General features: G+C 45.6%; 22 protein-coding genes and 1 tRNA gene. 16 read left to right on the plus strand and 7 right to left on the minus strand.

The annotated features are described in order from the left end of the window. Positions 1-81: 81 nt before the first annotated feature. Positions 82-1,476 (minus strand): C1 family peptidase, encoded by a 1,395-nt coding sequence (locus KTG12_RS07160; RefSeq protein WP_155143617.1) that lies wholly within the window; start codon positions 1,474-1,476, stop codon positions 82-84. A gap of 263 nt (positions 1,477-1,739) precedes the next feature. On the opposite strand from KTG12_RS07160, the gene KTG12_RS07165 reads away from it, so the two are divergent. After that, the gene (locus KTG12_RS07165; protein WP_005650858.1) at positions 1,740-2,021 is read left to right on the plus strand and encodes a DUF2089 family protein; all 282 of its coding nucleotides are present in this window, start codon (positions 1,740-1,742) and stop codon (positions 2,019-2,021) included. 3 nt (positions 2,022-2,024) lie between these two features. After that, positions 2,025-2,615 (plus strand): YIP1 family protein, encoded by a 591-nt coding sequence (locus KTG12_RS07170; protein WP_216945421.1) that lies wholly within the window; start codon positions 2,025-2,027, stop codon positions 2,613-2,615. On the opposite strand, the gene KTG12_RS07175 is transcribed toward KTG12_RS07170, so the two are convergent. The 3 genes from KTG12_RS07175 to KTG12_RS07185 form a co-directional block, all read right to left on the minus strand. Further along, positions 2,609-3,265, minus strand: coding sequence for an HAD hydrolase-like protein (locus KTG12_RS07175; RefSeq protein ID WP_022322620.1), 657 nt, complete (start codon positions 3,263-3,265; stop codon positions 2,609-2,611). The genes KTG12_RS07170 and KTG12_RS07175 overlap by 7 nt on opposite strands. Next, entirely contained in the window at positions 3,262-3,825 is a 564-nt protein-coding gene (locus tag KTG12_RS07180) for a gamma carbonic anhydrase family protein (RefSeq protein WP_022322621.1), read from the minus strand. The genes KTG12_RS07175 and KTG12_RS07180 overlap by 4 nt, the downstream gene beginning before the upstream one ends. Positions 3,826-3,913: 88 nt before the next feature. Next, positions 3,914-5,704: an aminopeptidase P family protein gene (locus KTG12_RS07185; RefSeq protein WP_155143619.1), complete on the minus strand. Its 1,791-nt coding sequence runs from the start codon at positions 5,702-5,704 to the stop codon at positions 3,914-3,916. A 224-nt stretch (positions 5,705-5,928) separates the two neighbouring features. On the opposite strand from KTG12_RS07185, the gene KTG12_RS07190 reads away from it, so the two are divergent. The 12 genes from KTG12_RS07190 to KTG12_RS07245 all read left to right on the plus strand — a co-directional run bounded on the left by KTG12_RS07190 (position 5,929) and on the right by KTG12_RS07245 (position 16,874). Further along, a complete protein-coding gene (locus tag KTG12_RS07190; protein WP_173022976.1) occupies positions 5,929-7,986 on the plus strand; it encodes a dihydrofolate reductase in 2,058 nt (685 codons plus the stop codon). 8 nt (positions 7,987-7,994) lie between these two features. Further along, a complete protein-coding gene (locus tag KTG12_RS07195) occupies positions 7,995-8,678 on the plus strand; it encodes a DNA alkylation repair protein (protein ID WP_138273260.1) in 684 nt (227 codons plus the stop codon). Positions 8,679-8,738: 60 nt separating this feature from the next. Then, positions 8,739-9,197, plus strand: a complete 459-nt coding sequence (locus tag KTG12_RS07200) for a Fur family transcriptional regulator (RefSeq protein WP_005636692.1) — start codon at positions 8,739-8,741, stop codon at positions 9,195-9,197. A 30-nt stretch (positions 9,198-9,227) separates the two neighbouring features. After that, positions 9,228-10,499 (plus strand): adenylosuccinate synthase, encoded by a 1,272-nt coding sequence (locus tag KTG12_RS07205; protein WP_005636690.1) that lies wholly within the window; start codon positions 9,228-9,230, stop codon positions 10,497-10,499. A 123-nt stretch (positions 10,500-10,622) separates the two neighbouring features. Further along, the gene (locus KTG12_RS07210) at positions 10,623-11,309 is read left to right on the plus strand and encodes a zinc metallopeptidase (RefSeq protein ID WP_005636689.1); all 687 of its coding nucleotides are present in this window, start codon (positions 10,623-10,625) and stop codon (positions 11,307-11,309) included. A gap of 48 nt (positions 11,310-11,357) precedes the next feature. Next, on the plus strand, positions 11,358-12,713 hold the full coding sequence (gene hisS, locus KTG12_RS07215) for a histidine--tRNA ligase (RefSeq protein WP_046452408.1): 1,356 nt from the start codon (positions 11,358-11,360) through the stop codon (positions 12,711-12,713). Positions 12,714-12,992: 279 nt separating this feature from the next. Then, complete coding sequence (locus tag KTG12_RS07220) at positions 12,993-13,262, plus strand: co-chaperone GroES (RefSeq protein WP_005636683.1); 270 nt, start codon at positions 12,993-12,995, stop codon at positions 13,260-13,262. A gap of 72 nt (positions 13,263-13,334) precedes the next feature. Next, on the plus strand, positions 13,335-14,972 hold the full coding sequence (groL, locus tag KTG12_RS07225) for a chaperonin GroEL (protein ID WP_005636680.1): 1,638 nt from the start codon (positions 13,335-13,337) through the stop codon (positions 14,970-14,972). 158 nt (positions 14,973-15,130) lie between these two features. Next, a tRNA-Leu gene (locus KTG12_RS07230) sits at positions 15,131-15,212 on the plus strand. A gap of 155 nt (positions 15,213-15,367) precedes the next feature. Beyond that, positions 15,368-15,919, plus strand: a complete 552-nt coding sequence (locus KTG12_RS07235; protein ID WP_005636677.1) for an RNA polymerase sigma factor — start codon at positions 15,368-15,370, stop codon at positions 15,917-15,919. Positions 15,920-15,965: 46 nt separating this feature from the next. Beyond that, positions 15,966-16,355, plus strand: coding sequence for a hypothetical protein (locus KTG12_RS07240; RefSeq protein WP_005636675.1), 390 nt, complete (start codon positions 15,966-15,968; stop codon positions 16,353-16,355). Between the two features lie 48 nt (positions 16,356-16,403). Beyond that, positions 16,404-16,874 carry a hypothetical protein gene (locus KTG12_RS07245; protein ID WP_005636674.1) on the plus strand — a complete coding sequence of 157 codons (471 nt, stop codon included), beginning with the start codon at positions 16,404-16,406 and terminating at the stop codon, positions 16,872-16,874. A 94-nt stretch (positions 16,875-16,968) separates the two neighbouring features. Here the strand turns inward: KTG12_RS07245 and mazG are convergent, their stop codons facing one another. From mazG to KTG12_RS07260, 3 genes are all read right to left on the minus strand, one after another. Then, complete coding sequence (gene mazG / locus KTG12_RS07250; RefSeq protein ID WP_122205130.1) at positions 16,969-17,754, minus strand: nucleoside triphosphate pyrophosphohydrolase; 786 nt, start codon at positions 17,752-17,754, stop codon at positions 16,969-16,971. Positions 17,755-17,874: 120 nt separating this feature from the next. Beyond that, complete coding sequence (locus KTG12_RS07255) at positions 17,875-19,968, minus strand: cytochrome c biogenesis protein CcdA (protein ID WP_005636672.1); 2,094 nt, start codon at positions 19,966-19,968, stop codon at positions 17,875-17,877. 19 nt (positions 19,969-19,987) lie between these two features. Beyond that, the gene (locus KTG12_RS07260; RefSeq protein WP_005636671.1) at positions 19,988-20,899 is read right to left on the minus strand and encodes an RluA family pseudouridine synthase; all 912 of its coding nucleotides are present in this window, start codon (positions 20,897-20,899) and stop codon (positions 19,988-19,990) included. Between the two features lie 505 nt (positions 20,900-21,404). Between KTG12_RS07260 and KTG12_RS07265 the strand changes: the two genes are divergently transcribed. Both KTG12_RS07265 and KTG12_RS07270 read left to right on the plus strand, forming a co-directional pair. Next, on the plus strand, positions 21,405-22,856 hold the full coding sequence (locus KTG12_RS07265) for a TlpA disulfide reductase family protein (protein ID WP_005636669.1): 1,452 nt from the start codon (positions 21,405-21,407) through the stop codon (positions 22,854-22,856). 6 nt (positions 22,857-22,862) lie between these two features. Continuing rightward, positions 22,863-25,463, plus strand: a complete 2,601-nt coding sequence (locus KTG12_RS07270) for a hypothetical protein (protein ID WP_005636668.1) — start codon at positions 22,863-22,865, stop codon at positions 25,461-25,463. Positions 25,464-25,729: the final 266 nt, after the last annotated feature.

Consider the following 25,729-nt stretch of genomic DNA (forward strand, 5'->3'; position numbering starts at 1 on the left):
AAGTTGAAAATTGAAAATTAAATTCCGTTCCAAGAACAATGACCGTTTTTATAATTTTCAATTTTCAACTTTCAATTTCCATTACTCTTCTTCTGCAAACATCGGGTCCCAAGCCGGTAACCGTGTCGGTGTCTGTTTCAATACTTCCCGGACTTTGTCGGTGATGTATTTCTTGTTGACAACCAAGCGGAACATGTATTCGTTGAACCATTCGTCCGTCATGATCAGGTGGCCGTTGTTGGCACCCGGTCCCCAACTGTTTTCCACCATCCACTTTTTAGGTTGGCCGTTGGCATCCAAATCTACCGCCATCAGTGTCATGGCATGGGAAGAGCCGCTGGCGAATGTCTGGATGCGTTGTTTCTTGTCCATACCGAAAGTCGTGCCCATCAACGAGCCGTAGTCATAATAGTTGACATCGAGCACTCCGCGGTTGCGGTCGAAGAATTTGCCCACGTCGCAGGAGAAATACATCATGGTGCTGTCCTTGATGGAGGCGATCGCCATCTCTTTGATATCTTCTATCGGAAGGTTGACGTATGTCCAGTTCTTGCCGTCATAGGCATGGCGGTCAAAGTCGATCTCATATAGTTTATAGAAGTCGCGGCTCGGATCGTTCATCAGCATGACATAGTTGTTCTTCAAATCTTCGCCCACGAATTCTTGATAGAATGATTGCGGGGTGTATTCTTTTGTCTCGACCGGTTTTCCGCTTGCGTCTTTGCGTGTCCAGGTGAATTTCGTAGGAGGTTCTCCGAGGTTGAGGACCAGCATACGGTAGATTTCGCCCAGCATCTCGGTTTTGCGTTTTGCCAGCGCTTCCGGTTTCGAGTCTTTTGCGTCGCGTAGTTCCAATCCGTATTCTTTCAATTTCAGTCCGATCAGGTTGGACATACGGCTGGTATTGTCGCTGCTATAGGTTTCGACTATGACACCGGAAGGAACGATGCCGTATTTCATCAGGTTGTCGGATATGCCGGTGAATTGTCCGCCGTCTCCGATCGGATTCTTGAACAGCCATTCCACCATTTTGTCGTTGATCGGCTTTTCCCGTGTATCAATGATTCCTTGCAGGAAAAGGTTTGCTTTTTCAAGCTGGTCCCAGAAGAAGTTGTAGTTCTGCGAGAGTTCGAATTCCGGCAGGTTATACTTGGCGATGACCTGCGCACGAATAACATTCAATCCTGTAAACAACCAGCAACGGCCGGAGGATTTCTGGTTCGTGATCCCTTTACTGTTCACTTTGTTTGAAAAGTAGGTGTCGAAATTGTTTTTGCTGTCATTGTTGACTGCCAGTTTGTTGATGTCGTTGCCCGCGATTGCATTGTGAATGGCTTTGTCGGCCGGCGTTCCTTTGTAGGCTTGCTTGATTTCCTGCAACATTCCGGACGAGATGCCGCCCTCTGCCTGCTGTCCGTAAGCCGATAACGATAGCCCGAATGCAAGGGCTGTTATCCACAGATTGTTCTTTCTCATGATATAATTTGTTTAGTTTTTTAAGTGTTTTGTCACAAAAGTAGTTTAATTTCTTTATATGGAGGTTACTCGGTGGCTCATTTAGCTCCCTTGCCTGGTTCATGTTGGAACGAGGATGAATGATATAATTGTATATGTATTTGAATAATATTTATATTGTAATGAATAATATTTATTATTTATTGCATGTTTATAAATTATTGAATACTTTTGTTGTAAAGTAATCTTTTAGTCAAGTATAAACAAGAATAAGAAATAAATCTATGAATAACGAGATCAAAAGAAGACTCCCCTTGCAGTGCCCGGCTTGTGACGCGCCTTTGAAAGTGGGTCGGATGTTTTGTGGGCAATGCGATACGGAGGTGTGCGGTACATTTGAACTGCCTGTACTGGCAAAACTGACGGATAAGGAACAGCAGTTTGTAATCGACTTCATCAAATCCAGCGGAAGCCTGAAGGATATGGCGAAGAATATGGGAGTCAGTTACCCTACTGTCCGGAATGTATTAGACGATCTGATTGATAAACTAAATAAAATCGAATAGGTTATGAACAAACAACATCTTTATGGATTGATTAATCCTTTTGAACGGATTGCCGGTCTGGAAGCATTGCTTTGGGGACTGGCTGGAATGGTGGTATCGACAGCTCTTTCTTTTTATTCCGGCTGGCATTATCACGGGTTGCTGCATTTTGGTCCGGCTCCGAATCCGGCGTGGTGGTGTTATGCGGTGGAGCACCTTGCCGTCTGGCTGATTCCGGCTGTTATGTTTTATTTGGGAGGATTGCTGCTTTCCCGTTCACGCAAACGGATGGTCGATGTGTTGGGAACGGTCGTTTTCGCACAATTGCCGTTGATCGTCATGAACCTTTTCAACTTCTTGCCGCCTATGCAGAAACTCGCACAGATAGATGTGAACATGCCTCCGGCAGAGATCATGCAACAGCCCGGATTCCTTGTCGGGATCTGGTTGTCGCTTGTCTCTTTTGTCTTTTTGATCTGGGCACTGGTCTGGATGTTCCAGGCATTGAAAGTGTCCTGTAACCTGAAAGGCTACAGGTTGGGAATCCTCTACTGCGTGGGGATCTTCGGCGGAGATGTGCTTTGCCGCTATCTGATAAAATGGGCGTGCTATTGATGGAACAGCAGATTGCGCAGTCCGGCGATATCCTCTACGATATAGTCCGCCCCGGCTTGCGATAACTCTTCCCGGTCACCGTAACCGTAAAGCACACCGATCGAATCGAGCCTGTTCTCTTTGGCCCCGATGATGTCATGTTTGCGGTCGCCGATCATGACGACTGATGGATGATCCGTCAGGTTATTGCTTTCCAATACATGACGGATCACATCTCCTTTTGTATAGAAGGAACCGTCCAGGCCGCTGCCCGCGACGAAAGTGAAGTAACGGGCGATATCGAAATAGTCCAGGATGCGTTTGGCGAAGACTGTCGGTTTGGATGTCGCCAACATCAGGATGCGCCCTTGCCGGGTTGCCTCTTCAAGAAAGTCTTTCATGCCGTCATACAGTTTGTTTTCATAAATGCCGGTGTCGGCAAAACGTTCCCGGTATTTTTCTGTAGCCTCTTTGGCCTGTTCGTCTGTGAAATGATAGAAATCCCGGAACGAGTCCAGAAGAGGAGGACCGATAAAAGGACATAACTCGCGAAGGTCATTCACTTGTATGCCGAAATGATTCAATGCGTATTCGACGCATCGGGTGATGCCGATCATCGGATCTGTAATCGTCCCGTCCAGGTCCAGCAGGATGTATTTGTACTCTTTCATTTGCAATTGTATTGTTTATCCTGTCCCGTGATAGTGGGTCGGTGCTCTTCTTTATACCAAGATGAGTACATGTGATAGTTTTTGGCTATCTTCTGGTTGATCTCTTTTGCCTGTTCCGGGTCCACCTTCTTTACGAACTTGGCCGGTACACCGGCGTAGATGCTTCCCGGCTCGACGATGGTCTTGCTCAGTACGACCGAACCGGCAGCGACGATCGCTCCTTCACCGATTACGGCATGGTCCAGTACGACCGAGCCCATCCCGATCAGGGCGCCGTTGCATATCTTTGCCCCGTGGATCGTGACGTTGTGGCCGACCGACACATCGTCGCCGATCTCAATCGTCGATTTTTCGTATAAGGTGTGCAGGACGGAGCCGTCCTGTATATTCACCCCGTTGCCGATCCGGATGGAGTTTACATCGCCTCGCAACACAGTCCCGAACCAGATACTGCAACCTTCGCCTATCTCTACATCGCCGATAATAGTGGCGTTGTCTGCTAAAAACGTGTCTTTACCTATTTGGGGAGTAAAGCCTCTTACTGATTTTATTAAAGCCATAACTTTTTAATTGACAATTAATAATTGACAATTGACAATTTAAGGAGGACAACGGCAAACCAATTGTCCATTGTCAATTGTCCGTTGATTAAATTTCTGCCGTTTTCTCTTTTAACCAAGCCTTCTCTTCCTCGTTCAGATGCGGGCTTACCAAGTCGTACACCATCTGGTGGTATTTGTTCAGCCAGGCATGTTCGCGTACGGAGAGCATGGATGGGATAACCAGCTTCGTATCGATGTAACATAACGTCAAAGTTTCGAAACCGAGGAACTTTCCGAATTCCGTTTCACTGTCTTCACGGATCAGGATCATATTCTCGGTACGGATGCCATATTCGCCGGGGCGGTACATGGCCGGTTCGTCACTCATCACCATGCCCGGTTCCAGGATTACCGGGTTTTCTTCCATGCGGATGCTTTGCGGCCCTTCATGTACGTTTAAGCAATGGCCGATGCCGTGGCAGGTTCCGTGCAGATAGTTGATGCCGGCATCCCACAAAGCTTTACGGGCGAAGGCGTCGATCAAGCAGCCCCGTATGCCTGCGGGGAATTTGCATTTGGCAATTCCGATAGTGCCTTTCAGGGCGCGGGTAAAGTCCTTCTTCATTTGCTCGCTCGGCTCGTCGCAAAGGGCGATCGTACGGGTGATGTCGGTCGTTCCGTCCAAATACTGGGCTCCGGAGTCGAGCAGGTACAAACTGTCCGTTTTCAACTCCGTGTCCGTTTCGGGTGTGGGAGAATAGTGTACGACCGCTCCGTGAGGACCGTAGCTGGATATGCTGGCAAAGCTGTCCATGACATATTGGGGCTGTTCGGAGCGCAGAGCCGTCAACTTGGCAGCGGCACTCAGCTCCGTCACCTTTTCTCCGGCTTTAAGCATCTTTTCCAGCCAGAAATAGAATTTGGTCATGGCGATGCCGTCTTTCAGGACAGCGTTGCGGAATCCTTTTATCTCTGTCTCGTTCTTGATGCTTTTCAAGTGGTTGGCGGGCGAGATTCCTTCTATCAGGATACTGCTTTTGGGCAGTGCATTGTAGATGGCTACGTTGGTCCGTTTGCTGTCGATGAACACCCGTGTCCGTTCCGGCAGCCGTGACAGGAAGGTCGCCAACATGCCGTAGTCGGCCAGTGTCACTCCTTCTTTTTTTAGATGTTCTGCTATTTCAGCGGGTATCTTCTTCGGATTCACGAACAGTACGCTTTCCTTCTCGGAAACGAATGCATAACTGATGACGACCGGATTATAGGCAACGTCCGTACCCCTGATATTGAAGGTCCAGGCCACTTCGTCCAATGCGGAGAGAATGGTGCAGTCGGCTCCTGCCTTGTGTAGCATCTTGTTGATATCGAGTAGTTTGTCTTCTGTTGATTTTCCGCTGAGTTCGATCGGCATTTCAAACATCGGAGCTTCAGGGATGGCGGGACGTTCTTTCCAGATCGGATCGATCAGCGAAGCGTTTGTATTCAGTTTGATCTCTTTTTCCGCTAATGCCTTTTCCAGTGAGCGGGCATCTGCCAGGCTGTATATCTCGCCGTTCAGTCCGACTGTCTGTCCCTCTTTTAGTTCGTGTGTCAGGAACTCCGGGATTGTCGGGGTTTCGGGCAACATCATTTTGAAAAGTTCGATACCTGTCCCTTCCAGTTGGGTAGAGGCTTGCAGGAAATATCGGGAGTCGGTCCAAAGCCCGGCTTTATCGGCTGTGATTATAACTGTTCCGGCCGAACCTGTGAATCCGGAAATCCATTCACGGTATTTCCAGCAGTCGGCAGGATATTCACTCATGTGAGGGTCGGAAGTCGGAATAATATAAGCATCGATTTTATGCTGTTTCATTGCTTCCCTTAGGGCGGCAATACGTTCAGGAATGTTTGTTTTCATCGCATTTTGTTTTATGTCAACATTACTATTGGCAAAGTTATTAAATTTCTTCTCTTTCTATGTCCTTGGAATAAAAAAATCAAATCTACTCATATTTCTGCTTTATAAGTTATCTGTATTCAGATTGCAATAAAGGAAGATGACTAGTATAATTTCTGAAATATCTGTACCTTTGCGAGAAAACCTTTTTAATAATAATATTAGGAAAAGCTAAAAGTTAGTATATGAAAAATATAATGTTATCGCTTATGACTGCAATGGTTATGACTGCCTGTACGGGGCAGAAGGCTGAGAAGGTGGAAGCTACTCAGGATAATTTCAATTATGTCGTGGATCAGTTTGCTGATCTTCAGATATTGCGTTATCAGGTTCCGGGATTTGAATCCCTTTCTTTGAAGCAGAAACAATTATTATATCATTTGTCGGAAGCTGCCCTGATGGGCCGGGATATTTTGTTCGACCAGAACTGTCGTTATAATCTGCCGATCCGCCGTGCGCTGGAGGCTGTTTATACCGGCTATAAAGGAGATCGTACGGATCCGCAGTTTGTTGCTTTGGAAACTTATCTGAAACGGGTTTGGTTTGCCAACGGCATCCATCACTATTATGCGGAAGACAAATTTGTTCCCGGCTTTACGCCTGAGTTCCTCCGGACTTGTATCTCGCAGATCGGTGCTTCCGCACTTCCGCTACGTGAAGGGCAGACGGTGGAACAGTTTGTCGCCGAGATCAGTCCCGTGATCTTTGATCCGGCTGTGATGGCGAAGCGTACGGTGCAGAGTGGCGATGTCGACCTGATTCGGGCTTCGGCCAACAATTATTATGGCGAAGGAGTTACCCAGGTAGAAGTTGAGGATTTCTATGCCCGGATGAAAGCTGGGAAAGACACGATTTCTCCGATCTCTTACGGCTTGAACAGCCGTTTGGTAAAAGAGAACGGCAAGTTGGTCGAAAAAGTGTGGAAGGTAGGCGGTCTCTATTCGCCGGCAATTGAAAAGATCGTGTCGGAATTGCGGAAAGCCGTGGCTTTTGCCGAGAACGATGCGCAAAAGTCAATCATCGGGAAACTGATCGAATATTATCAGACCGGCGACTTGAAAATCTTCGATGCCTATTCGATCCTATGGGTGGAAGATACGGCATCGGATGTCGACTTTGTGAACGGCTTTATCGAAACATACGGAGATCCGTTAGGAATGAAAGCCAGCTGGGAGTCGACCGTGAACTTTATCAATAAGGAGGCAACGAAGCGAACAAAAGTGATCAGCGATAATGCGCAGTGGTTCGAAGATCATTCTCCTGTAGATAAACGGTTTAAGAAAGAAAAAGTAAAAGGAGTCAGTGCCAAAGTAATTACGGTTTCCATGTTGGGAGGTGATTGCTATCCGGCAACTCCGATTGGCATCAACTTGCCGAATGCCGACTGGATTCGCCGCGATCATGGTTCGAAATCCGTTACGATCGAGAATATCACCGAGGCATACGACAAAGCTTCTCAGGGAAATGGTTTCAATGAGGAATTTGTCTGGAGTGAGAAGGAGCGAGAAGGATTGAAGAAATACGGATTCATCACCGACAATCTGCATACCGATTTGCATGAATGCTTGGGACATGGTTCCGGTAAATTGCTTCCCGATACCGATCCGGATGCTTTGAAGGCCTACAGTTCGACTTTGGAAGAGGCGCGTGCCGATCTTTTCGGTTTGTACTATCTTGGAGATGCCAAGCTGGTGGAACTCGGACTTGTGCCGGATGCAGAGGCTTATAAGGCTGAATACTATAAATATATAATGAATGGCCTGATGACACAGCTGGTCCGGATCGAGCAAGGTAAGAATGTTGAAGAAGCCCATATGCGCAACCGTCAGCTGATTGCCAAATGGGTATATGAAAAAGGAAAGGCTGATAACGTGATTGAACTGAAACAGCGGGATGGCAAGACATACGTGGTGGTCAATGACTATGCCAAGCTGCGTGAACTGTTCGGAACTTTGTTGGCGGAAGTGCAGCGTATCAAGAGTGAAGGTGATTTTTCCGCCGGAAAGAAACTGGTGGAGGAGTATGCCGTAAAGGTCGATCCGGCTCTTCATGCCGAAGTGCTCGAACGCTATGCCAAATTGAACCTGGCTCCGTATAAGGGATTCGTGAACCCGGTGATGAAGGAAGTCAAGAACGATAAGGGAGATGTAACGGATATTGTGCTGGATTATACCGAAGGGTATACCGATCAGATGCTTCGCTACAGCAAGGAGTATTCGTTTTTACCTTCCTATAATGAATAATAAAGCGTATGTTACAGAATGAATTAAAAGAAATACGGACCCAGCTTCGCCAGGCGATGAATGGGGTGATCTCTACCAGCATGCGCGAGAAGGGTATTGTCTATAAGCTGAATTTCGGTGTTCCTTTGCCTGAAATCAAGCAGATTGCCACTACACATAAACCGGACTCTGAGCTGGCCGCTGCTTTGTGGAAAGAAGACATCCGTGAATTCAAGATATTGGCTTCTTTCTTGCAGCCGGTAGACGAGTTCTCGTCCCAAGAGGCGAAGCAATGGGTGAAAGAAATCCCTTATTTGGAAATTGCAGAGCAGTGCAGCCACAATTTGTTTTATAAGTTGCCGGATGTGGAGGATTTGCTGCTCGGGTTGATTTTTAATGTGGAAGACGAATATGCACGTACGGTGGCTTATCTAGTCTGGGCCGAACTGTTTAAGGAAGGAAAGGATTTGATAGCACCGGTGAGGACCGCATTTGTCGCGGAATGTATGCGGACGCTTGCCCAGACTGATTTCGAGGCGTCCTTCAAAGAAAAGCAGGCTGCGATGAAAGCCATGAAATTTTATGGAAGACAGTCGGCTGAACGGGCGCAGCAAATGTTGGGCGGGTTCGATGATTTTCCTGAATTCATGCAGACGCCCGAAGGGCAGGAAATATATAATGATTTAAAATTTGAATTTGAATATTGCCGTTAAGGCTTTGCGTTTAAAATAAATGCGCTAACTTTGTCGGTCGCGTGGAGTCGCAACTTGAAGATGGATGCAAAAAAGTACACAGAGATGCAAGACCTGTTCACCAGATATCTTGCCGAGAAAAAACTACGAAAGACGGAGGAACGCTATGCCATATTGGAGTGTATATGCAGTTTCCCCGGTCATTTTGATATGTGTTTGCTTCATCAGAAACTGGAGGAAATGAATTTTCATGTCAGTCGGGCTACTGTTTATAACACGGTCGACGTTTTGGTAGACAGCGGCTTAATTGTGCGCCATCAGCTGACGGCCCAGGCTGTACAGTATGAATTACGGATGCTGGCGGAGACACACTTGCATCTGATCTGTATGAAATGCGGGGCAATCAGAGAGCTGAAGGATGCAACACTAAAGAAAGATGTCGGAGCGTTGAAGATATCGCGTTTCACTCCGGAATATCATGCGCTTTACATTTATGGCTTATGTAGCAAATGTAAGTACCGGCTTCAGCGGAAGAAGTAAGAATATTAACATCTATATAATATATAAACGATGAAAGTTGACGTTCTATTAGGATTGCAGTGGGGTGACGAAGGCAAAGGAAAAGTTGTCGACGTTTTGACTCCGAATTACGATGTGATAACTCGTTTTCAGGGAGGTCCCAATGCTGGACATACTTTGGAGTTTAACGGTGAAAAGTATGTATTACGTTCCATCCCTTCCGGTATTTTCCAAGGGGGTAAGGTAAACGTTATCGGTAACGGTGTCGTACTGGATCCGTTGTTGTTCCAACAGGAAGCGGAAGCGCTTGCTGCCAGCGGGCACGACCTGACCAAACAACTGTGTATCTCTAAGAAAGCTCATTTGATCTTGCCTACTCACCGTATATTGGATGCTGCTTACGAAGCTGCGAAAGGGTCAGGTAAAATCGGTACGACCGGTAAAGGTATCGGTCCGACTTATACGGATAAGATCAGCCGTAACGGTCTGCGCGTAGGCGACCTGTTGCATAATTTCGATGAAAAGTATGCAGCTGCAAAAGCAAGACATGAAGCGATTCTGCGTTCTCTGAATTATGAATATGATATTACTGAATTGGAGGCACAGTGGTTCAAGGCTTTGGATTATTTGAAACAGTTTCGTTTGATCGACAGCGAACATGTGATTAATAACTATTTGAAAGAAGGCAAGTCTGTTTTGGCCGAAGGTGCACAGGGCACTATGCTGGATATTGACTTTGGTTCGTATCCGTTCGTGACTTCTTCCAATACGATTTGTGCTGGTTGCTGTACCGGTTTGGGGGTTTCTCCGCGTAACATCGGTGAAGTTTATGGAATCTTCAAGGCTTATTGCACACGTGTCGGTAGCGGCCCGTTCCCGACAGAGCTGTTTGATGAAACAGGCAGCAAGATCCGTCAGATCGGTCATGAATATGGCGCTGTAACCGGACGCGAACGTCGTTGCGGCTGGATTGACTTGGTTGCGTTGAAATATGCGATCATGATCAACGGTGTGACGAAACTGATCATGATGAAGAGCGATGTGCTGGATGGCTTCGAAACAGTAAAGGCTTGCATTGCTTATAAAGTCAATGGCGAAGAAACAACAGAGTTTCCGTTTGAAATCAATGAAGGCATCGAACCCGTATATGTGGAAATGCCGGGTTGGAATGTCGATATGACGAAAATGCAAAGTGAAGACGAATTTCCCGAAGAGTTCAATGCTTACATCTCTTTCTTGGAAGAAGAGCTGGAAGTTCCGATCAAGATTGTATCTGTCGGTCCTGACCGTGAGCAAACAATTGTCAGATATACCGAAGAATAAAACCTGAAAATAATACAAAATGGCAGAAGACCACATCCCGGAAGGATGATCTCCTGCCATTTTTATTTTTGGCAGACTTTTTGTCGTTTATGATTTAGTATAACTATTATAAATTAGAAAAATATGAGCATGTATTGGATTATATTTATCGGTTTTGCCCTTCTTAGCTGGTTGGTTTCTTCCAGACTCCAGAACAAGTTTGAAAAATATTCCAAGATTCCTATGCCGAATGGTATGACAGGAAAGGATGTGGCTGAAAAGATGTTGCATGATAACGGGATTTATGACGTAAAGGTGATTTCCACTCCCGGACATTTGACGGATCATTATAATCCGGCAAACCAGACCGTCAATCTGAGTGAATCGGTTTATTACAGTAACAGTATTGCTGCCGCAGCCGTTGCAGCTCATGAATGCGGACACGCTGTCCAGCATGCTACGGCTTATGCGCCTCTTCGGATGCGTTCGGCTTTGGTTCCGGTCGTCAGCTTTGCTTCCAACATTATGACATGGGTGCTGTTGGGTGGTATGCTGTTGATTAATACGTTTCCCCAGTTGATGCTGTTTGGTATTATTCTTTTTGCATCGACGACTTTATTCAGTTTCATTACACTACCGGTCGAGATCAATGCCAGCCAGCGGGCTTTGGTATGGTTGAGCAATGCCGGCATCACAAATGTCTATACGCATGACAAGGCTGAAGATGCTTTGCGTTCTGCTGCTTACACGTATGTAGTGGCTGCCTTGGGTTCGCTTGCTACATTATTATATTATATCATGATTTTCCTGGGGGGAAGAAGCCGGGATTAAACAGGAAGCATTACCTTTGCAGCCTAAATAAATATAAATTAGTGAATCATGCAAAAGCCGTCTATCCCTAAAGGAACAAGAGATTTTTCGCCAGAAGAAATGGCGAAGCGTAATTATATATTCAATACTATCCGCGAAGTATATCATCTGTACGGATTTCAGCAGATCGAAACGCCGGCTATGGAAAACCTGTCTACGCTGATGGGCAAGTATGGAGAAGAAGGCGATAAGTTGCTTTTCAAAATATTAAATTCCGGCGATTGCTTTTCCGGAATAACGGATGAAGAACTGTCGGAGCGCAATGCCGTAAGATTCGGAATGAAAGCTTGCGAGAAGGGTTTGCGTTATGACCTGACGGTTCCTTTTGCCCGTTATGTGGTACAGCACCGTAATGATATCGCTTTCCCATTCAAGCGTTACCAGATACAGCCGGTATGGCGTGCCGATCGTCCGCAGAAAGGTCGTTACCGTGAGTTTTACCAATGTGATGGAGATGTGGTAGGTTCCGATTCGTTGGTAAATGAAGTCGAGCTGATCCAGATTATGGATGAGGTATTCCGCCGTTTCGGAATCCGTGTCTGTATCAAGATGAACAACCGTAAGATTCTTTCCGGCATTGCCGAAATAATCGGTGAAGCCGATAAGATTGTCGATATTACGGTTGCTATAGATAAACTGGATAAGATCGGTCTGGATAATGTAAATGATGAATTGCGTTCTAAAGAATTGTCTGAAGGTGCGATAGCCCGTTTGCAGCCGATCATTATGCTGAAAGGTACGAATCGTGAAAAGCTGGCTATTTTGAAAAAGGAACTGGCAGCATCGGAAATAGCGATGAAAGGTATTGCCGAGATGGAATTTATCCTGGACCGCATCGAGAAGTTAGAGCTGACAGCTGATTTGGAACTGGACCTGACGTTGGCACGCGGTCTGAACTACTATACGGGTGCTATCTTCGAAGTGAAAGCGTTGGATGTCCAGATCGGAAGTATCACGGGGGGGGGACGCTATGACAATTTGACCGGTGTGTTTGGTATGGACGGTATGTCAGGTGTCGGAATTTCCTTCGGTGCCGATCGTATTTTCGATGTTCTAAACCAGTTGGAACTTTATCCGGTTGATTCTTTGAAGACCACGCAACTGTTGTTCGTGAATTTCGGCGAGAAGGAAGAAAACTATTTGTTGCCTCTGATCTCGAAAGTGCGTGCTGCCGGTATCCGTACGGAGTTGTATCCTGAATCAGCCAAAATGAAGAAGCAGATGGGATATGCCGATACGAAAAAGATCCCGTTTGTGGCGATTGTCGGTGAAAACGAAATAAATGAAGGCAAGATCAATCTGAAAAACATGTTGACAGGCGAACAGTCTCTTGTCACATTAGAAGAACTGATCGAAAGATTCTAGCTGCAATTTCAATTTTGTGCCTTTAGGTACACCCGTTTCTACTATAAATAGACTGATAATTGAACTTCCCCATTCATTTTCTTGTTGTAATGGGGAAGTTTTTTTGTAACAGGATGGTCATCCTGTCAGATATATTTGCATTGTCTGTCTTTCTAAAATGCAAAATTGTCAGTCTTTTTCCTGACAACAGTTTTGGCACAGTATTCGCATAGACGTTTATGTGCGATAAGAAAGCACAAGATTAACGTAATATTATTAACAACTAAAAAATATACAACGATGAACATTAGACCATTAGCAGACAGAGTGCTGATTAAGCCTGCTGCAGCAGAAGAAAAGACACTTGGCGGAATCATTATTCCCGATTCAGCAAAAGAAAAACCTTTAAAAGGTGAAGTTGTCGCCGTAGGTAACGGAACAAAGGATGAAGAAATGGTTGTAAAGAACGGAGATACTGTACTGTACGGCAAGTATGCAGGTACGGAAATCGAACTGGACGGTGAAAAATATCTTATCATGCGTCAGTCTGATATTTTGGCTATTATCTAAACAATTGACAATTGATAGTGGATAATTGACAATTAAGAAATATTTATACATTTATATAAAACGATAGAAATCATGGCAAAAGAAATTAAATACGATATGGATGCCCGCGACCTTCTGAAGAAAGGTGTGGATGAATTGGCTAACGCAGTAAAAGTAACACTGGGTCCGAAGGGACGTAATGTGATCATCGAAAAGAAATTCGGTGCTCCGCACATTACAAAAGACGGTGTAACGGTAGCTAAAGAAGTTGAAGTTGCTTGCCCGTTTGAAAACATGGGTGCTCAGTTGGTTAAGGAAGTCGCTTCCAAGACTAACGACAATGCCGGTGACGGTACGACAACTGCAACAGTTCTGGCACAGTCTATTATCGGTGTCGGTCTGAAGAATGTAACGGCGGGTGCCAACCCTATGGACTTGAAACGTGGTATCGACAAAGCGGTGGCTAAAGTCGTAGAAAGCATCGCTGCCCAGTCTGAAGCTGTTGGTGACCAGTTCGAAAAGATCGAGCATGTTGCCAAGATTTCTGCTAACGGTGACGAAGCTATCGGTAAACTGATCGCTGAAGCTATGCAGAGAGTAAAAACAGAAGGTGTTATCACTGTAGAAGAAGCTAAAGGCACGGAAACAACAGTAGACGTGGTAGAAGGTATGCAGTTCGACCGTGGTTATATCTCTCCGTATTTTGTAACCAACACGGAAAAGATGGAATGCGAGATGGAAAATCCGTATATCCTGATCTACGACAAGAAGATCTCTGTATTGAAAGATTTGCTGCCTATTCTTGAACCGGCAGTTCAGAGCGGTCGTCCTCTGTTGATCATCGCTGAAGATATCGATAGCGAAGCATTGGCAACTTTGGTTGTAAACCGTCTGCGTGGTTCTTTGAAGATCTGTGCTGTCAAGGCTCCGGGCTTCGGTGATCGTCGTAAAGCTATGCTGGAAGATATCGCTGTCCTGACAGGTGGCGTTGTGATCTCCGAAGAAAAAGGCTTAAAGCTGGAAGGTGCTACTATGGATATGCTGGGTACGGCTGAAAAGGTTACGGTAGACAAAGACACGACTACTATCGTAAACGGAGCAGGCGATAAGGATGCTATCCAGGCTCGTATCGGCCAGATCAAGACTCAGATCGAAAATACGACTTCCGACTACGATAAAGAAAAACTGCAGGAACGTCTGGCTAAGATGGCCGGTGGTGTTGCCGTATTGTATGTAGGTGCTCCTTCTGAAGTTGAAATGAAAGAAAAGAAAGACCGTGTTGACGATGCTCTGCATGCAACTCGCGCCGCTATCGAAGAAGGTACGGTTCCTGGTGGTGGTGTTGCTTATATCCGTGCTATCGAAGCACTGGAAGGTCTGAAGGGTGAAAACGAAGACGAAACAACCGGTATCGAAATCGTTAAACGTGCTATTGAAGAACCGTTGCGCCAGATCGTTGCTAACGCAGGTAAAGAAGGTGCGGTAGTTGTTCAGAAAGTAAAAGAAGGTAAGGGTGACTTTGGTTACAATGCCCGTACAGACAAGTATGAAAACTTGTGTGCAGCCGGTGTAATCGACCCTGCTAAGGTAACACGTGTAGCTTTGGAAAATGCCGCTTCTATTGCTGGTATGTTCCTGACTACGGAATGTGTGATCGCTGAAAAGAAAGAAGAAGCTCCGGCAGCTCCTGCCATGAACCCGGGTATGGGTGGCATGGGCGGTATGATGTAATTCTTCCCATAAGCATAAAATCTGAAACGGCTGCTTCCCGAAAGGGAGGTGGCCGTTTTTTTATTTAAAAAGTATGGTTACAGTTTGGCAGTTTCAAAAAAGTTGCTACCTTTGCAACCGCAATCAAGAGAGATTGATTCACTGAAAAGTGCTGAATTGCCCAGGTGGCGGAATTGGTAGACGCGCACGTTTCAGGTGCGTGTGTCGAGAGGCATGCAGGTTCGAGTCCTGTTCTGGGCACTTCAAAGCGGATGACTTATATGGTTGTCCGCTTTTTTTATATTCCCTTATGAGGTTCGATTAAACTTTGAACCATTATTTCCGTCTCTTATAGAAGGGGAACGGAAGGAGATAATGATTATTTTCTTATATTTACCCCAAATTAGTGAGTAGGAATGCAACAATATATAGAGGAAGAGATAATAAAACAATTACGTGATCCGGCGCATCAACGTGATGCCTTCGCGCAGGTTGTCAATTTCTACGGGGAGAAGTTGTATTGGCAGATACGAAAGATGGTGTTGGACCATGACGATGCCAACGACTTATTGCAGAATACATTCCTGAAAGCCTGGATGAATATCGACTATTTTCGGGGAGAGGCGAAGTTGTCGACTTGGTTGTATAAGATTGCGATAAACGAATGTATAACCTTTCTGAACCGCCAGCGTGTGCAGAACAATGTCTCGATTGACGATACGGACGTGTTTTTGCTGGAGCGCCTGAAAGGAGACGAATATTTCGACGGGGATGCCGCACAGATGAAACTGCAGAAAGCCATCCTGACATTGCCGGAGAAACAGCGTGCCGTTTTTAATATGAAATATTTTGACGATATGAAATATGAAGATATGTCTGAGATTTTCGGAACTTCCGTAGGCGCTTTAAAAGCTTCCTATCATCATGCGGTGAAGAAAGTAGAGGAGTTTTTAACAAAAGACATTTAAACCTTTCGTGTTACCATTTGTCAAAAGAACATAAAAGAGAGATGATATGAAAACAGAACAAAACAATCTGGACCGTCTTAAAGGGAAAAATCCTTTTACTGTACCTGAGGGGTATATGGAGGGATTGACGGCAAACATTATGAGTCAGCTTCCCGAAAGAGAGCCTGAAGAGGAGGTGAAAAAGGTTTCCTTGATGGATCGTGTTCGTCCCTGGTTATATATGGCAGCCGTTTTTGCCGGATTGGGGTTGTTTTTTAAAGTTTTGGTCGGATCCGAAGATAAAGCGGCGAAAACCGACTCGCTACTCGTAAAAACAGAAGTGTCTCCAGCCTCAGTTTCTGCTTTGCAAGCGGCCGAGGATGAAGAATACTTGGAGTACCTGGAAGAGCAATATGCCGGTTATATATTGGCAGAAGAAATAGGGGAAACCGAATAAATTGAAAAAAAATAAAGTTTGACAAAATATTTTTGAAAGAATGCTTGTATGAATAAAATATTTTTTATTACATTTGTGGCGTGTTCAGTTGTGTTCTCATTCAGTGCTCACGCTCAAAGTGGGAAACAGCATCGCAATTTTGATAGAGAAGCGTTCTTTGCTAAGAAGAATGCTTTTATTACGGCAGAGATGGGGTTAACCCCGGAAGAGGCAGCATCATTTATACCTCTTTGTAACGAACTGCAAGAAAAGATGTTTGAGGCCGGTCGTGAATGTCGTAAACTATCCAAAGATTTAAAGCATAATGAAAATGCAACCGATGCTGATTACCTGAAGGTGATTGATGAGTGTGTGAGCGTGAACATGAGGCAGGCACAGTTGGAAAAGGAGTATTATGAAAAGTTTAAAAAGATATTGTCTCCAAAGAAACTTTATAGATATAAACGTGCGGAAGGAAAGTTTGCGCGGGAATTTATGAGAGGAGGAGACGATAGAAAAGAAGAGAATAGAAAGAAATAAAATATTATCATTATTTGTGTTTTTTGTTTAGATTTAGTTTTGGCGTTTAAGTTAAGGGAGGGGTGGCGACGTGATGTCGGTTCCCCTTTTGTTTTTATAGCCCTTTCGCTTTTGCTTCGTTCCAGATCCGGTCCATTTCTTCCAAAGACATATCCTTTAATGACTTGCCTTCTTTGATAGTATGCTCTTCCAAATAGTTGAAACGGCGGGTGAATTTCTGGTTTGTGCGTTCCAAGGCATTGTCCGGATTGATCTTATAAAGGCGGGCTGCGTTGATCAGACTGAAGAACAGGTCTCCGAACTCTGCTTCCATCTTATCTGCATCCATCTTGTCGATTTCAGTCTTCAGTTCGGTAAACTCTTCGTGCACCTTATCCCAGACCTGGTCGCGTTGTTCCCAGTCGAAACCCACGTTGCGGGCTTTGTCCTGGATGCGGTGAGCTTTGACTACGGAAGGAAGTGAAGTGGGGACACCTTCGAGAACTGTCTTGTTGCCGCCTTTTTCCTTTAGTTTGAGTTGTTCCCAGCTCTGTTCAACCTTGCCGGCTGTTTCGGCCTGAGCGTTTCCGAAGACATGCGGATGGCGGTAGATCAGTTTCTGGCAAAGGCTGTCGCACACGTCTTTGATGTCGAACACCGCTTTTTCTTCACCGATCTTGGCATAGAAGACAATGTGCAGGAGCAGGTCGCCCAATTCTTTTTTGATGTTATTGTTGTCATCTTTCATGATGGCATCGCATAATTCGTAAGTCTCTTCGATCGTATTCGTGCGAAGACTTTCGTTCGTTTGCTTACGGTCCCACGGACATTTCACACGAAGCTCGTCCAGAATGTCGAGCAGCTGTCCGAAGGCTTCCATCTTTTCTTGTTTTGTTGCCATTTTTAGTTGTTTGGTTGGAGAGGAAGGAGGTGTGTCAAATTTCATCTTTCTCTTGCCGGGAGATGAATTCCCCGGCAAGAGATTGAATTCTCTATCTTTTAACACACAGCCTATAAGATGTTATTTATTCTTTTCTTGTTCTTTAAATACCTTCAGCCCGTTTTCCAGGAATTTGATATAGTCGGGGACACTTTCGTTAAATGCATACGACGGGCCGAGCGGTTTGCCTTCGGCATTCAGCAGAATGTAAAACGGTTGGGCGTTTGCACCGAACTTACTACGCTGCAAGTAACTCCATTTGTCGCCGATTGTTTTCAATTTGCGAGTCTTGCCATGCTCTTCGATTGTGATCGGCTGCGGCAGCTTCGTCTTATCATCGACCATCAAGGTGATCAAGACATAATCATTTTCCAATATCTGTTTCACTTTCGGGTCGGTCCAAACGGATGCTTCCATCTTGCGGCAGTTCACGCAACCGAAACCGGAGAAATCGATCATGACCGGCTTGTTCACCTTCTTGGCATAAGCCATACCGGTTTCGTAATCGTCAAAAGCAGCATGCACTTCACTGTTGTACAGGTTGAAATCCTGAGTGTACAAGGGAGGAGCGAAAGCACTGATCGCTTTTAGAGGAGCCCCCCAAAGGCCCGGAACCATATAAACGGCAAAAGAGAAAGAAATGATCGCCATGAACAGGCGCGGCACGGATACGTACGGAAGGTCGCTGTCGTGGCTGAACTTGATCTTACCCAACAGGTAACAACCCAACAGGATAAAGATCACGATCCAAAGCACGATAAACACTTCGCGGTCCAGCAAGCGCCATCCGTAAGCCAGGTCGGCAACCGAAAGGAACTTCAGCGCCAGTGCCAGTTCAAGGAAGCCTAACACCACCTTGACGGAGTTCAGCCAGCCTCCGGATTTCGGCATGCTTTGCAGCATGTTCGGGAAGATGGCGAAAAGGCTGAACGGAATAGACAATGCCAAAGCGAAACCGAACATGCCGATGGCCGGTCCTACCGCCGTTCCCATCGAAGCAGCCTGTACCAGCAAAGTCCCGATAATCGGACCTGTGCAAGAGAAGGAAACCAACACCAACGTGAACGACATGAAGAAAATACTGATAATGCCCGTCGTCGAATCCGCCTTCGTGTCCAGTTTATTCGTCCAGGAGGAGGGTAATACCATTTCGAACGCTCCGAAGAAAGAGATGGCAAAGACTACTAACAACAAGAAGAATATGATATTGAAGATCGCATTCGTCGACAGGTCGTTCAGCGCACTTGCCCCGAATATACCCGTAATCAGCAATCCCATCACCAGATAAATCACAATGATTGAAAGTCCGTACGTCATCGCATCTCGTATCGCCTTCTTGCGGTCCTTCGTCCGTTTAAGGAAGAAGCTGACCGTCATCGGGATCATCGGCCATACGCAAGGTGTCAGCAAGGCGATCAATCCACCCAGGAAACCGGCGAAGAAGATGAACAACCAAGATGTGTCGGTTGCTGAAACCGTCGTGTCGCCGAATGCCTTCAACTGGTCGATGACAGGAGTCCAGAGGGCTGCGTCGTCGGTCAGCTCGTTGGAGGCGCGGACTGGCCTGTTCTCTGCTTTGTCCTTGTTGGTAACAGGGGCGGGAGCCTTCAGCTCGGCCACTTCTTCCACCACTTTTTCAGTATCCGGCTGCACGGCTGTCACATCGTCTTGTTCGACTTCCGGTTTTTCGACCACTGTTTCGGCGGCGGCTGTCATCTTTATATTCTTTTTGTCGAACGAAAAACTGACGCGATCGGGGGGCAGACAAGTCTCGTCGTTGCAAGCCATAAATTCCACTTCACCTTCGGCTTTGAACTTGGCTGGGTCGGTCACTTTGAACTTTTGGGTGAACGAAACGGTCCCTGGATACCAACGCAGGTTCATGGCGAACAGTTCGTCGTATACGGTGGTCGGTTTGACAGATGAAGTCGGTTTGCCGATCAGCTCGGCTCCTTTCAGTGTCTCGAATGTGAACGAAGTGGAGACAGGGCCTCCTTCCGGCAAGTCCTGGTCATACAAATGCCAGCCTTTATCGGCAGTAGCGGTAAAAACGATCTCTTTCTCTGCGGAGCCGGAGTCGTTCAGTTGTATCTTCCATTTTACAGGCTGGAGAATCTGTGCCTGTACGGTCAGTGCGACAAGCACCAACATCAAGGTACTAAAGAGCTTCTTCATATTATTTTTACTATTTTTGTTATTTAGCTAAAGAGGTAAATTTATCAGGAATGCGTGTTTCGAAATGCATCTCTTCGCCTGTTACCGGATGAATGAAGTTGAGCCGTCGGGCGTGAAGCATCAGCCGTCCGGTAGGATCTGTCTCCGCACCATACTTGTAATCGCCGGCGATGGAGTGTCCGATTGATTGCATCTGTGCGCGTATCTGGTTCTTGCGTCCTGTCTCCAGGTCGAGTTCCAACAGCGAGTAGGCTCCGTTGCTGTGCAGCAGGCGGTAGCGGGTGATCGCCTCTTTCCCGTCTCCTTCGGCTGTCACATACACCTGCATCTTTGCATTTTCGGTCAGGTTGGAGACGATTAGGTCGGAATCTTTCTCAGGGCGTCCTTCCACTACGGCCACGTATGTGCGTGCCGTGATGGCAGAGTTCCAGTTCGATTGCAATGCCTTTTGCACTTGCAGATTCTTGGCGAACATCATCAGCCCCGAAGTGTCGCGGTCCAGGCGATGGAGCACGAATATCTTGTTACGTGGATCTGTCTTCTTGACATATTCGCTGAGCAGATGAAGAGCTGTCCGTTCCTTCACGCGCGTGCTGGAAACCGAAAGTAAGCCTTCTTTCTTGTTTACGACTATCAGGTCGTCGTCTTCCCAAACAATTGTGAGCAGTGGATTGTTGAACTCGACTTTTCCCCGTTCGTAGCTGATTAACACCTCGTTGCCCGGTGTGAGCGGCGTGTTGAACTGGGAGGTTACCGTGCCATTGACTGAAATCTGTCCGTGGGCGAGTAGTGCCTTGACTGAACTTTTACTTTGTTCGTTTAAAAGACCGAACAGGAAAGGAAGTAACGTATTCTCTTCTTTCACTGTAACTTTACGTCCTCGAGGGGCTCTGGATCTATCTGTGCCTCTGTATTCTGAGCGTCTTGCCATATTCCTAATTATATATAGTTTACAAAGATACAGGCTTTTGGTCAATGCTGCAAGGAGATGCGGACAAATAAAATAAATCGGCTGTTACTGTTTTTCTTTGTATTTATTAGGAATTCCCTCTCTGTTATCAGTAAGTATGCGGCTTTTCTGTCATGCATATTGGCTATGGTGACCAAAGTTTAATTGGGAAGCCCATTTACGATAGTAGTAATAGACCAACTGCCACCTAGAAAAGTCTAGGGGAAGCATCTACCATTGACAACCGGTCTTAACTAAATAAAATATGGCGTTCCAAATCAGTCGCGAATCATATTTCCTCTTTCTTGCAGGTTCAACACTTTTGTTATATATTGCACTCGGTTTCCGTTAAATCAGTTTGATACATTTTTTTTAAGTTTGGTCACTTTAAAAAAGAAATAATCCGGCTAATACGGAAACTTCTTTAAAAAAAGATTTCAATCATTTTTAAACAGGCTCTAAATTTAAGCCATGAAATAGAGATACCATGAATTGGAGTAGAAAAATGCCGAAGTCCGTTTGTGTTCTTCTTTTAGGAACAGCCCTATTGTCTTGTTCGGATCAGAAAGAAATCCAAATCACCGGAACCGTGCGGAACTTGAACGGTGGAATGATCGTTTACCAGCAATCTATCGCAGGCATGATGAATACGAAAACGATCGATACGTTACAAATCCAAAGCGATAGTACATTTACATTGACGTTACCGGTTGAAGATTATGAACGGGTGAATTTCATTTTGTATGGAAAAGCGGTATTGGGTTCGGTTATATCGAAAGGAGGAAAAATACAATTGGATGTAGATGCAACGGCTCAAAAACCTTTGACTATCCGGGGAGTGGATGAGAAGGCAGTAGCCGTTTCCCGATTGCTCAATCGACTGAATGCCGCTGTTTGGGATTTGCGTGCCCGCCGTGGCGACCGTTGGCAGATTGCTAAAGATACTGTAGCAACATCTGTAGCCCAAAAACTGAAAGATGATGCAGTCTCTCTGGAATCGCAATTGACGGGTTTGGATGAAGACTTACAGGAAAAAGCCCGGCAAGATATACGGATGCAGTTGTTGCTGGCTTTTCAGAACCAGACGATGGGTGCATTTTATCAGGCATCGGAAGCGACAAGGCAGAATTGGTTTGTCGAGTTGGATCAGATGACGGCCTTTTGTATCCCGGATAATCCGAACAGTACTTTCAGTCCGGCCTTTTATGATGTGGTCTCCAATGAAATTGGTATCCGATATTATATGCGTCAGGAATCTATTCCGGAAGGTGTAGAAAAAGGTATCGGTTTGATGTATTACGGTTTTGAACATCGTTTACAGGGCAAGGCACAAGAGGCAGCCATGGCCCAGCTTTTCCTGGAAGATCAGGAAAGGCAGATGAACGATCCGAAGATGCCGGTTTATGCCGAACGTTTCCTGCAATTATATCCGGAAACTTCCTGGCAACCGCTGGTGCAGGAAGCAATGGAAAAGAACCGGGCGTTTAACCACACCCGGATTCCGGAAGATCTTCATTTCCCGGATGTCTCACAAGCGAAAACTTTCCAGGATATTATCGCACCGTATAAAGGGAAAGTTATCTTTATGGACATTTGGGCAACGTGGTGTGGTCCTTGCCGTGATTCCTTTGCTTTTGTAAAGCCGTTGCAGGAATATGCTCAGGAAAAAGATATTGTTTTGCTGTATCTCTCGATTGATAATCCGGAAGCCGAAGAGAAATGGAAGAAGATGGCTGCTCATTATGACCTGAAAGGGGAACATATTCGCATTCAAGAGGCTTTCAAGCAGGAAATTTATGATACGTTTGGTTCGAATGGAGCCTTGTATATTCCACATTGCGTAATCATTGGTAAAGATGGAAAGATACGTCAGAAAGTAGCGGCTTCGTCGGAGAAGATGGAAGAACTGAAGAAACAATTGGAAGAAGCGATTAAATAAACGACGATGTCTTTACGTAAGTTTATAAGACGAGGTATCGGATTGCTGGGCTTTCTCTGGTTTGTTTCGGTTTACGCATATCCGATTCCGGACAGTATTGCTGTCCGCTTACAGGGTTTTGTCTCTGCCTTAGAACAGTTTGGAAAGGCTTTGCCTCAGGAAAAGGTATATCTGCATTTTGATAATACCAGCTATTATCAGGGCGATCAGATTTGGTTTCAGTGTTATGTCGTGACTTCCGAATTCAATCGGCCTACAGCGTGGAGCAAGACGTTGTATGTGGAATTACTGAATCCTGGAGGTGAGATTGTCTCCAGGCAGATTTTACCAATCCGCAACGGTCGTTGCCAGGGGAATTTTACGTTGACGCACTTACCTTTCTATTCCGGTTTTTATGAGGTACGTGCTTATACCAAATATATGTTGAACTTTGGAGAGGCAACAGTCTTCTCACGTATTTTCCCGGTGTTCGACAAACCGGATTCAGAAGGCGATTATACCCAAAAAGAAATTTGCCGACATCCGGGAAAGTATCCGCAGAAAAGGGAAAAGACCAGGAAAGAAAAGAAACTGAATCTCCGCTTTTATCCTGAGGGCGGAACGTTGATTCGCGATGTCCCGGTGCGGGTTGCCTTTGAAGCGACCGATGCTTTCGGTAATCCGGTGGATGTCTCCGGTTGTATCCTGAATAAGGAAAAAGAGGTCGTTTCGACATTCCGGACAAGTCACGAAGGAAAAGGTGTTTTTACCTATGTAGCTGATACGGAAGAAGTAAAGGCGGAAGTTGTTTGGCGAGACAAGAAATATCGCTTTTCTTTACCGGAAGCAGAGGAACAGGGATTCGCTTTTTCGGTTGACAATCTAAGTATCCCGGATAGTTTGGCTATTACGGTACAGAAGAATCGTTTTACGGCGGCTCAGGTATTGGGAGTAGCGGTTATGAGCCGAGGTAAATTATATAATTTCTGTATGCTGACGGTCAAGAGGAATCAGCCCTTCTCTTTTCGACTGGATAAGAAGAATTTACCGGTGGGTGTGTCTCAACTGGTCTTGTTTGATAAAGCCGGACAGGTTTTGGCTGACCGGTTGGTTTTTGTTGGAAAGCCGGATACCTTGTCGTTGGCTGTTCGGACGGATAAAGAACAGTATCTTCCGTATGATTCAATAGGTATTTCTTTCGAAGTGAATGATCCGCAAGGACAGCCGGCACAAACGCTCTTGTCGGTGTCGGTCCGGGATGGCCGGGAAGAAGTGGAAAGCAGGCATTCGATGTTGACGGATCTGTTGCTGATGTCGGAAATCAAAGGGTATGTACGCCGTCCTTCCTGGTATTTTGAGTCGGATGATACGTTGCATCGTCGGGCTTTGGATGAATTGTTGATGGTGCAAGGCTGGAGGCGTTATGAATGGAAGCATTGGGCCGGTGTGGAACCTTTTGAACTGAAGTATCTGCCGGAGCAGGGAATCGAACTGCACGGCCAGGTAGTTTCAATGGTTCGTAGTAAGCCGCGTCCGGATGTGCAAGTAACTTCTTTTCTGACGAAGCGAGGCGAGGAAGACAATCCGACGGATCAGAATACATCCTGCTTCGATGTTTTTACTACGGATAGTTCAGGACGGTTTTCTTTTATTTCTCAGGTGGAAGGAAAATGGAATCTGATTCTATCTGTTTCCGAAAAGGGGAAGAAGAAAGATCATCGGATTGTTCTGGACCGGGTGTTTCATCCGGAGCCTCGGAGATATCCAATGGCAGAATTGCAGGTGCATATTTCAGGCGATGAAAAGGTCTCTTTGCCCGATACACAGCTGAATGATACGGTATTTATGCAAGAAAACATGGAGCAATTATTCAAGGCGTATGAAGATTCTCTGCGAAAACTGGGAATGGACGAAAAGATTCATCGGATCGATGAAGTGGTGGTTAAGGCCAAGAAACTAGATAAAGCTGCCGAAGTTTATAAAACCCGGACCAAGTCGATCGCTTATTATGATGTCGCTTCCGAAATGGACGATATTCAGGACCGTAATGGTTTTATCGGCGATGATATTCATGAACTGATGATTAATATGAATTCTGAGTTCTATCGGGAGCATAGTCCAGGCGGGCAGGAATATCTTTTTTATAAAGGGCGGATGGTCCTTTTTGCGATCAATTACGAACGTACCTACCACAATGAAATGGATTATAATAAGTACCGCTTACTTCCTTTAGAGGCGATTAAATCCGTTTATATCAGTGAAGACTTTGGAACGATCTGCCGGTATGCCGATCCGCGTTTTACACCGATTAATATCGATAAATTATATCGGTGTGTTGTCTTGATCGAAACTTATCCGGAAGATCAGATCTCTGTGAAAGGTGGAAAAGGCGTACGCAAAACCTGGCTGGAAGGATATAGTGAAGTGAAAGACTTCTATCAGCCCGATTATCGCGTATTGCCGAAAGAAAATGATTATCGTCGTACCCTTTATTGGAATCCGGCATTGTCAACGGATGAACAGGGAAAGGCTTATATTCGTTTTTACAACAACAGTCGTTGTAAATATCCCCGGATTACGGTTGAAACTCTGACGGAAGATGGAAAAATCGGAGTTTTCCGGCAGTGATTATTTGATACGGTTACCATGTATTTTCGCTTCCTTTCTTGCCTGCCGATTTTACTTTGCTGCTATTTGCAAAAGACTATGTCCTTAACAAAGACTTTTGATTGACGTTTTCTGCAAATCCTCTATCACTCTATCACTACGAAGGTTGTAGCTATTAATATTCAAGCGTTAGAGGAGTGATACAGGACGTTTTCCTCTATCACTCCTTTATCACTCCTCTATCACTTCTGAAACATTGTTCCCCATCCCTGCAACTCACTCGATCA

Source organism: Parabacteroides sp. MSK.9.14 (genome assembly GCF_019041495.1).
GTDB classification, from domain to species: Bacteria; Bacteroidota; Bacteroidia; order Bacteroidales; family Tannerellaceae; genus Parabacteroides; species Parabacteroides merdae.

Coding starts and splice junctions, on each gene's coding strand:
- KTG12_RS07270 (WP_005636668.1), top strand. CDS start 22,863: ATGTCTTTACGTAAGTTTATAAGACGAGGTATCGGATTGCTGGGCTTT.
- KTG12_RS07235 (WP_005636677.1), top strand. CDS start 15,368: ATGCAACAATATATAGAGGAAGAGATAATAAAACAATTACGTGATCCG.
- hisS (WP_046452408.1), top strand. CDS start 11,358: ATGCAAAAGCCGTCTATCCCTAAAGGAACAAGAGATTTTTCGCCAGAA.
- KTG12_RS07175 (WP_022322620.1), bottom strand. CDS start 3,265: ATGAAAGAGTACAAATACATCCTGCTGGACCTGGACGGGACGATTACA.
- KTG12_RS07180 (WP_022322621.1), bottom strand. CDS start 3,825: ATGGCTTTAATAAAATCAGTAAGAGGCTTTACTCCCCAAATAGGTAAA.
- KTG12_RS07245 (WP_005636674.1), top strand. CDS start 16,404: ATGAATAAAATATTTTTTATTACATTTGTGGCGTGTTCAGTTGTGTTC.
- KTG12_RS07260 (WP_005636671.1), bottom strand. CDS start 20,899: ATGGCAAGACGCTCAGAATACAGAGGCACAGATAGATCCAGAGCCCCT.
- KTG12_RS07170 (WP_216945421.1), top strand. CDS start 2,025: ATGAACAAACAACATCTTTATGGATTGATTAATCCTTTTGAACGGATT.
- KTG12_RS07165 (WP_005650858.1), top strand. CDS start 1,740: ATGAATAACGAGATCAAAAGAAGACTCCCCTTGCAGTGCCCGGCTTGT.
- KTG12_RS07210 (WP_005636689.1), top strand. CDS start 10,623: ATGAGCATGTATTGGATTATATTTATCGGTTTTGCCCTTCTTAGCTGG.
- mazG (WP_122205130.1), bottom strand. CDS start 17,754: ATGGCAACAAAACAAGAAAAGATGGAAGCCTTCGGACAGCTGCTCGAC.
- KTG12_RS07195 (WP_138273260.1), top strand. CDS start 7,995: ATGTTACAGAATGAATTAAAAGAAATACGGACCCAGCTTCGCCAGGCG.
- KTG12_RS07240 (WP_005636675.1), top strand. CDS start 15,966: ATGAAAACAGAACAAAACAATCTGGACCGTCTTAAAGGGAAAAATCCT.
- KTG12_RS07200 (WP_005636692.1), top strand. CDS start 8,739: ATGGATGCAAAAAAGTACACAGAGATGCAAGACCTGTTCACCAGATAT.
- KTG12_RS07255 (WP_005636672.1), bottom strand. CDS start 19,968: ATGAAGAAGCTCTTTAGTACCTTGATGTTGGTGCTTGTCGCACTGACC.
- KTG12_RS07160 (WP_155143617.1), bottom strand. CDS start 1,476: ATGAGAAAGAACAATCTGTGGATAACAGCCCTTGCATTCGGGCTATCG.
- KTG12_RS07205 (WP_005636690.1), top strand. CDS start 9,228: ATGAAAGTTGACGTTCTATTAGGATTGCAGTGGGGTGACGAAGGCAAA.
- groL (WP_005636680.1), top strand. CDS start 13,335: ATGGCAAAAGAAATTAAATACGATATGGATGCCCGCGACCTTCTGAAG.
- KTG12_RS07265 (WP_005636669.1), top strand. CDS start 21,405: ATGAATTGGAGTAGAAAAATGCCGAAGTCCGTTTGTGTTCTTCTTTTA.
- KTG12_RS07190 (WP_173022976.1), top strand. CDS start 5,929: ATGAAAAATATAATGTTATCGCTTATGACTGCAATGGTTATGACTGCC.
- KTG12_RS07220 (WP_005636683.1), top strand. CDS start 12,993: ATGAACATTAGACCATTAGCAGACAGAGTGCTGATTAAGCCTGCTGCA.
- KTG12_RS07185 (WP_155143619.1), bottom strand. CDS start 5,704: ATGAAAACAAACATTCCTGAACGTATTGCCGCCCTAAGGGAAGCAATG.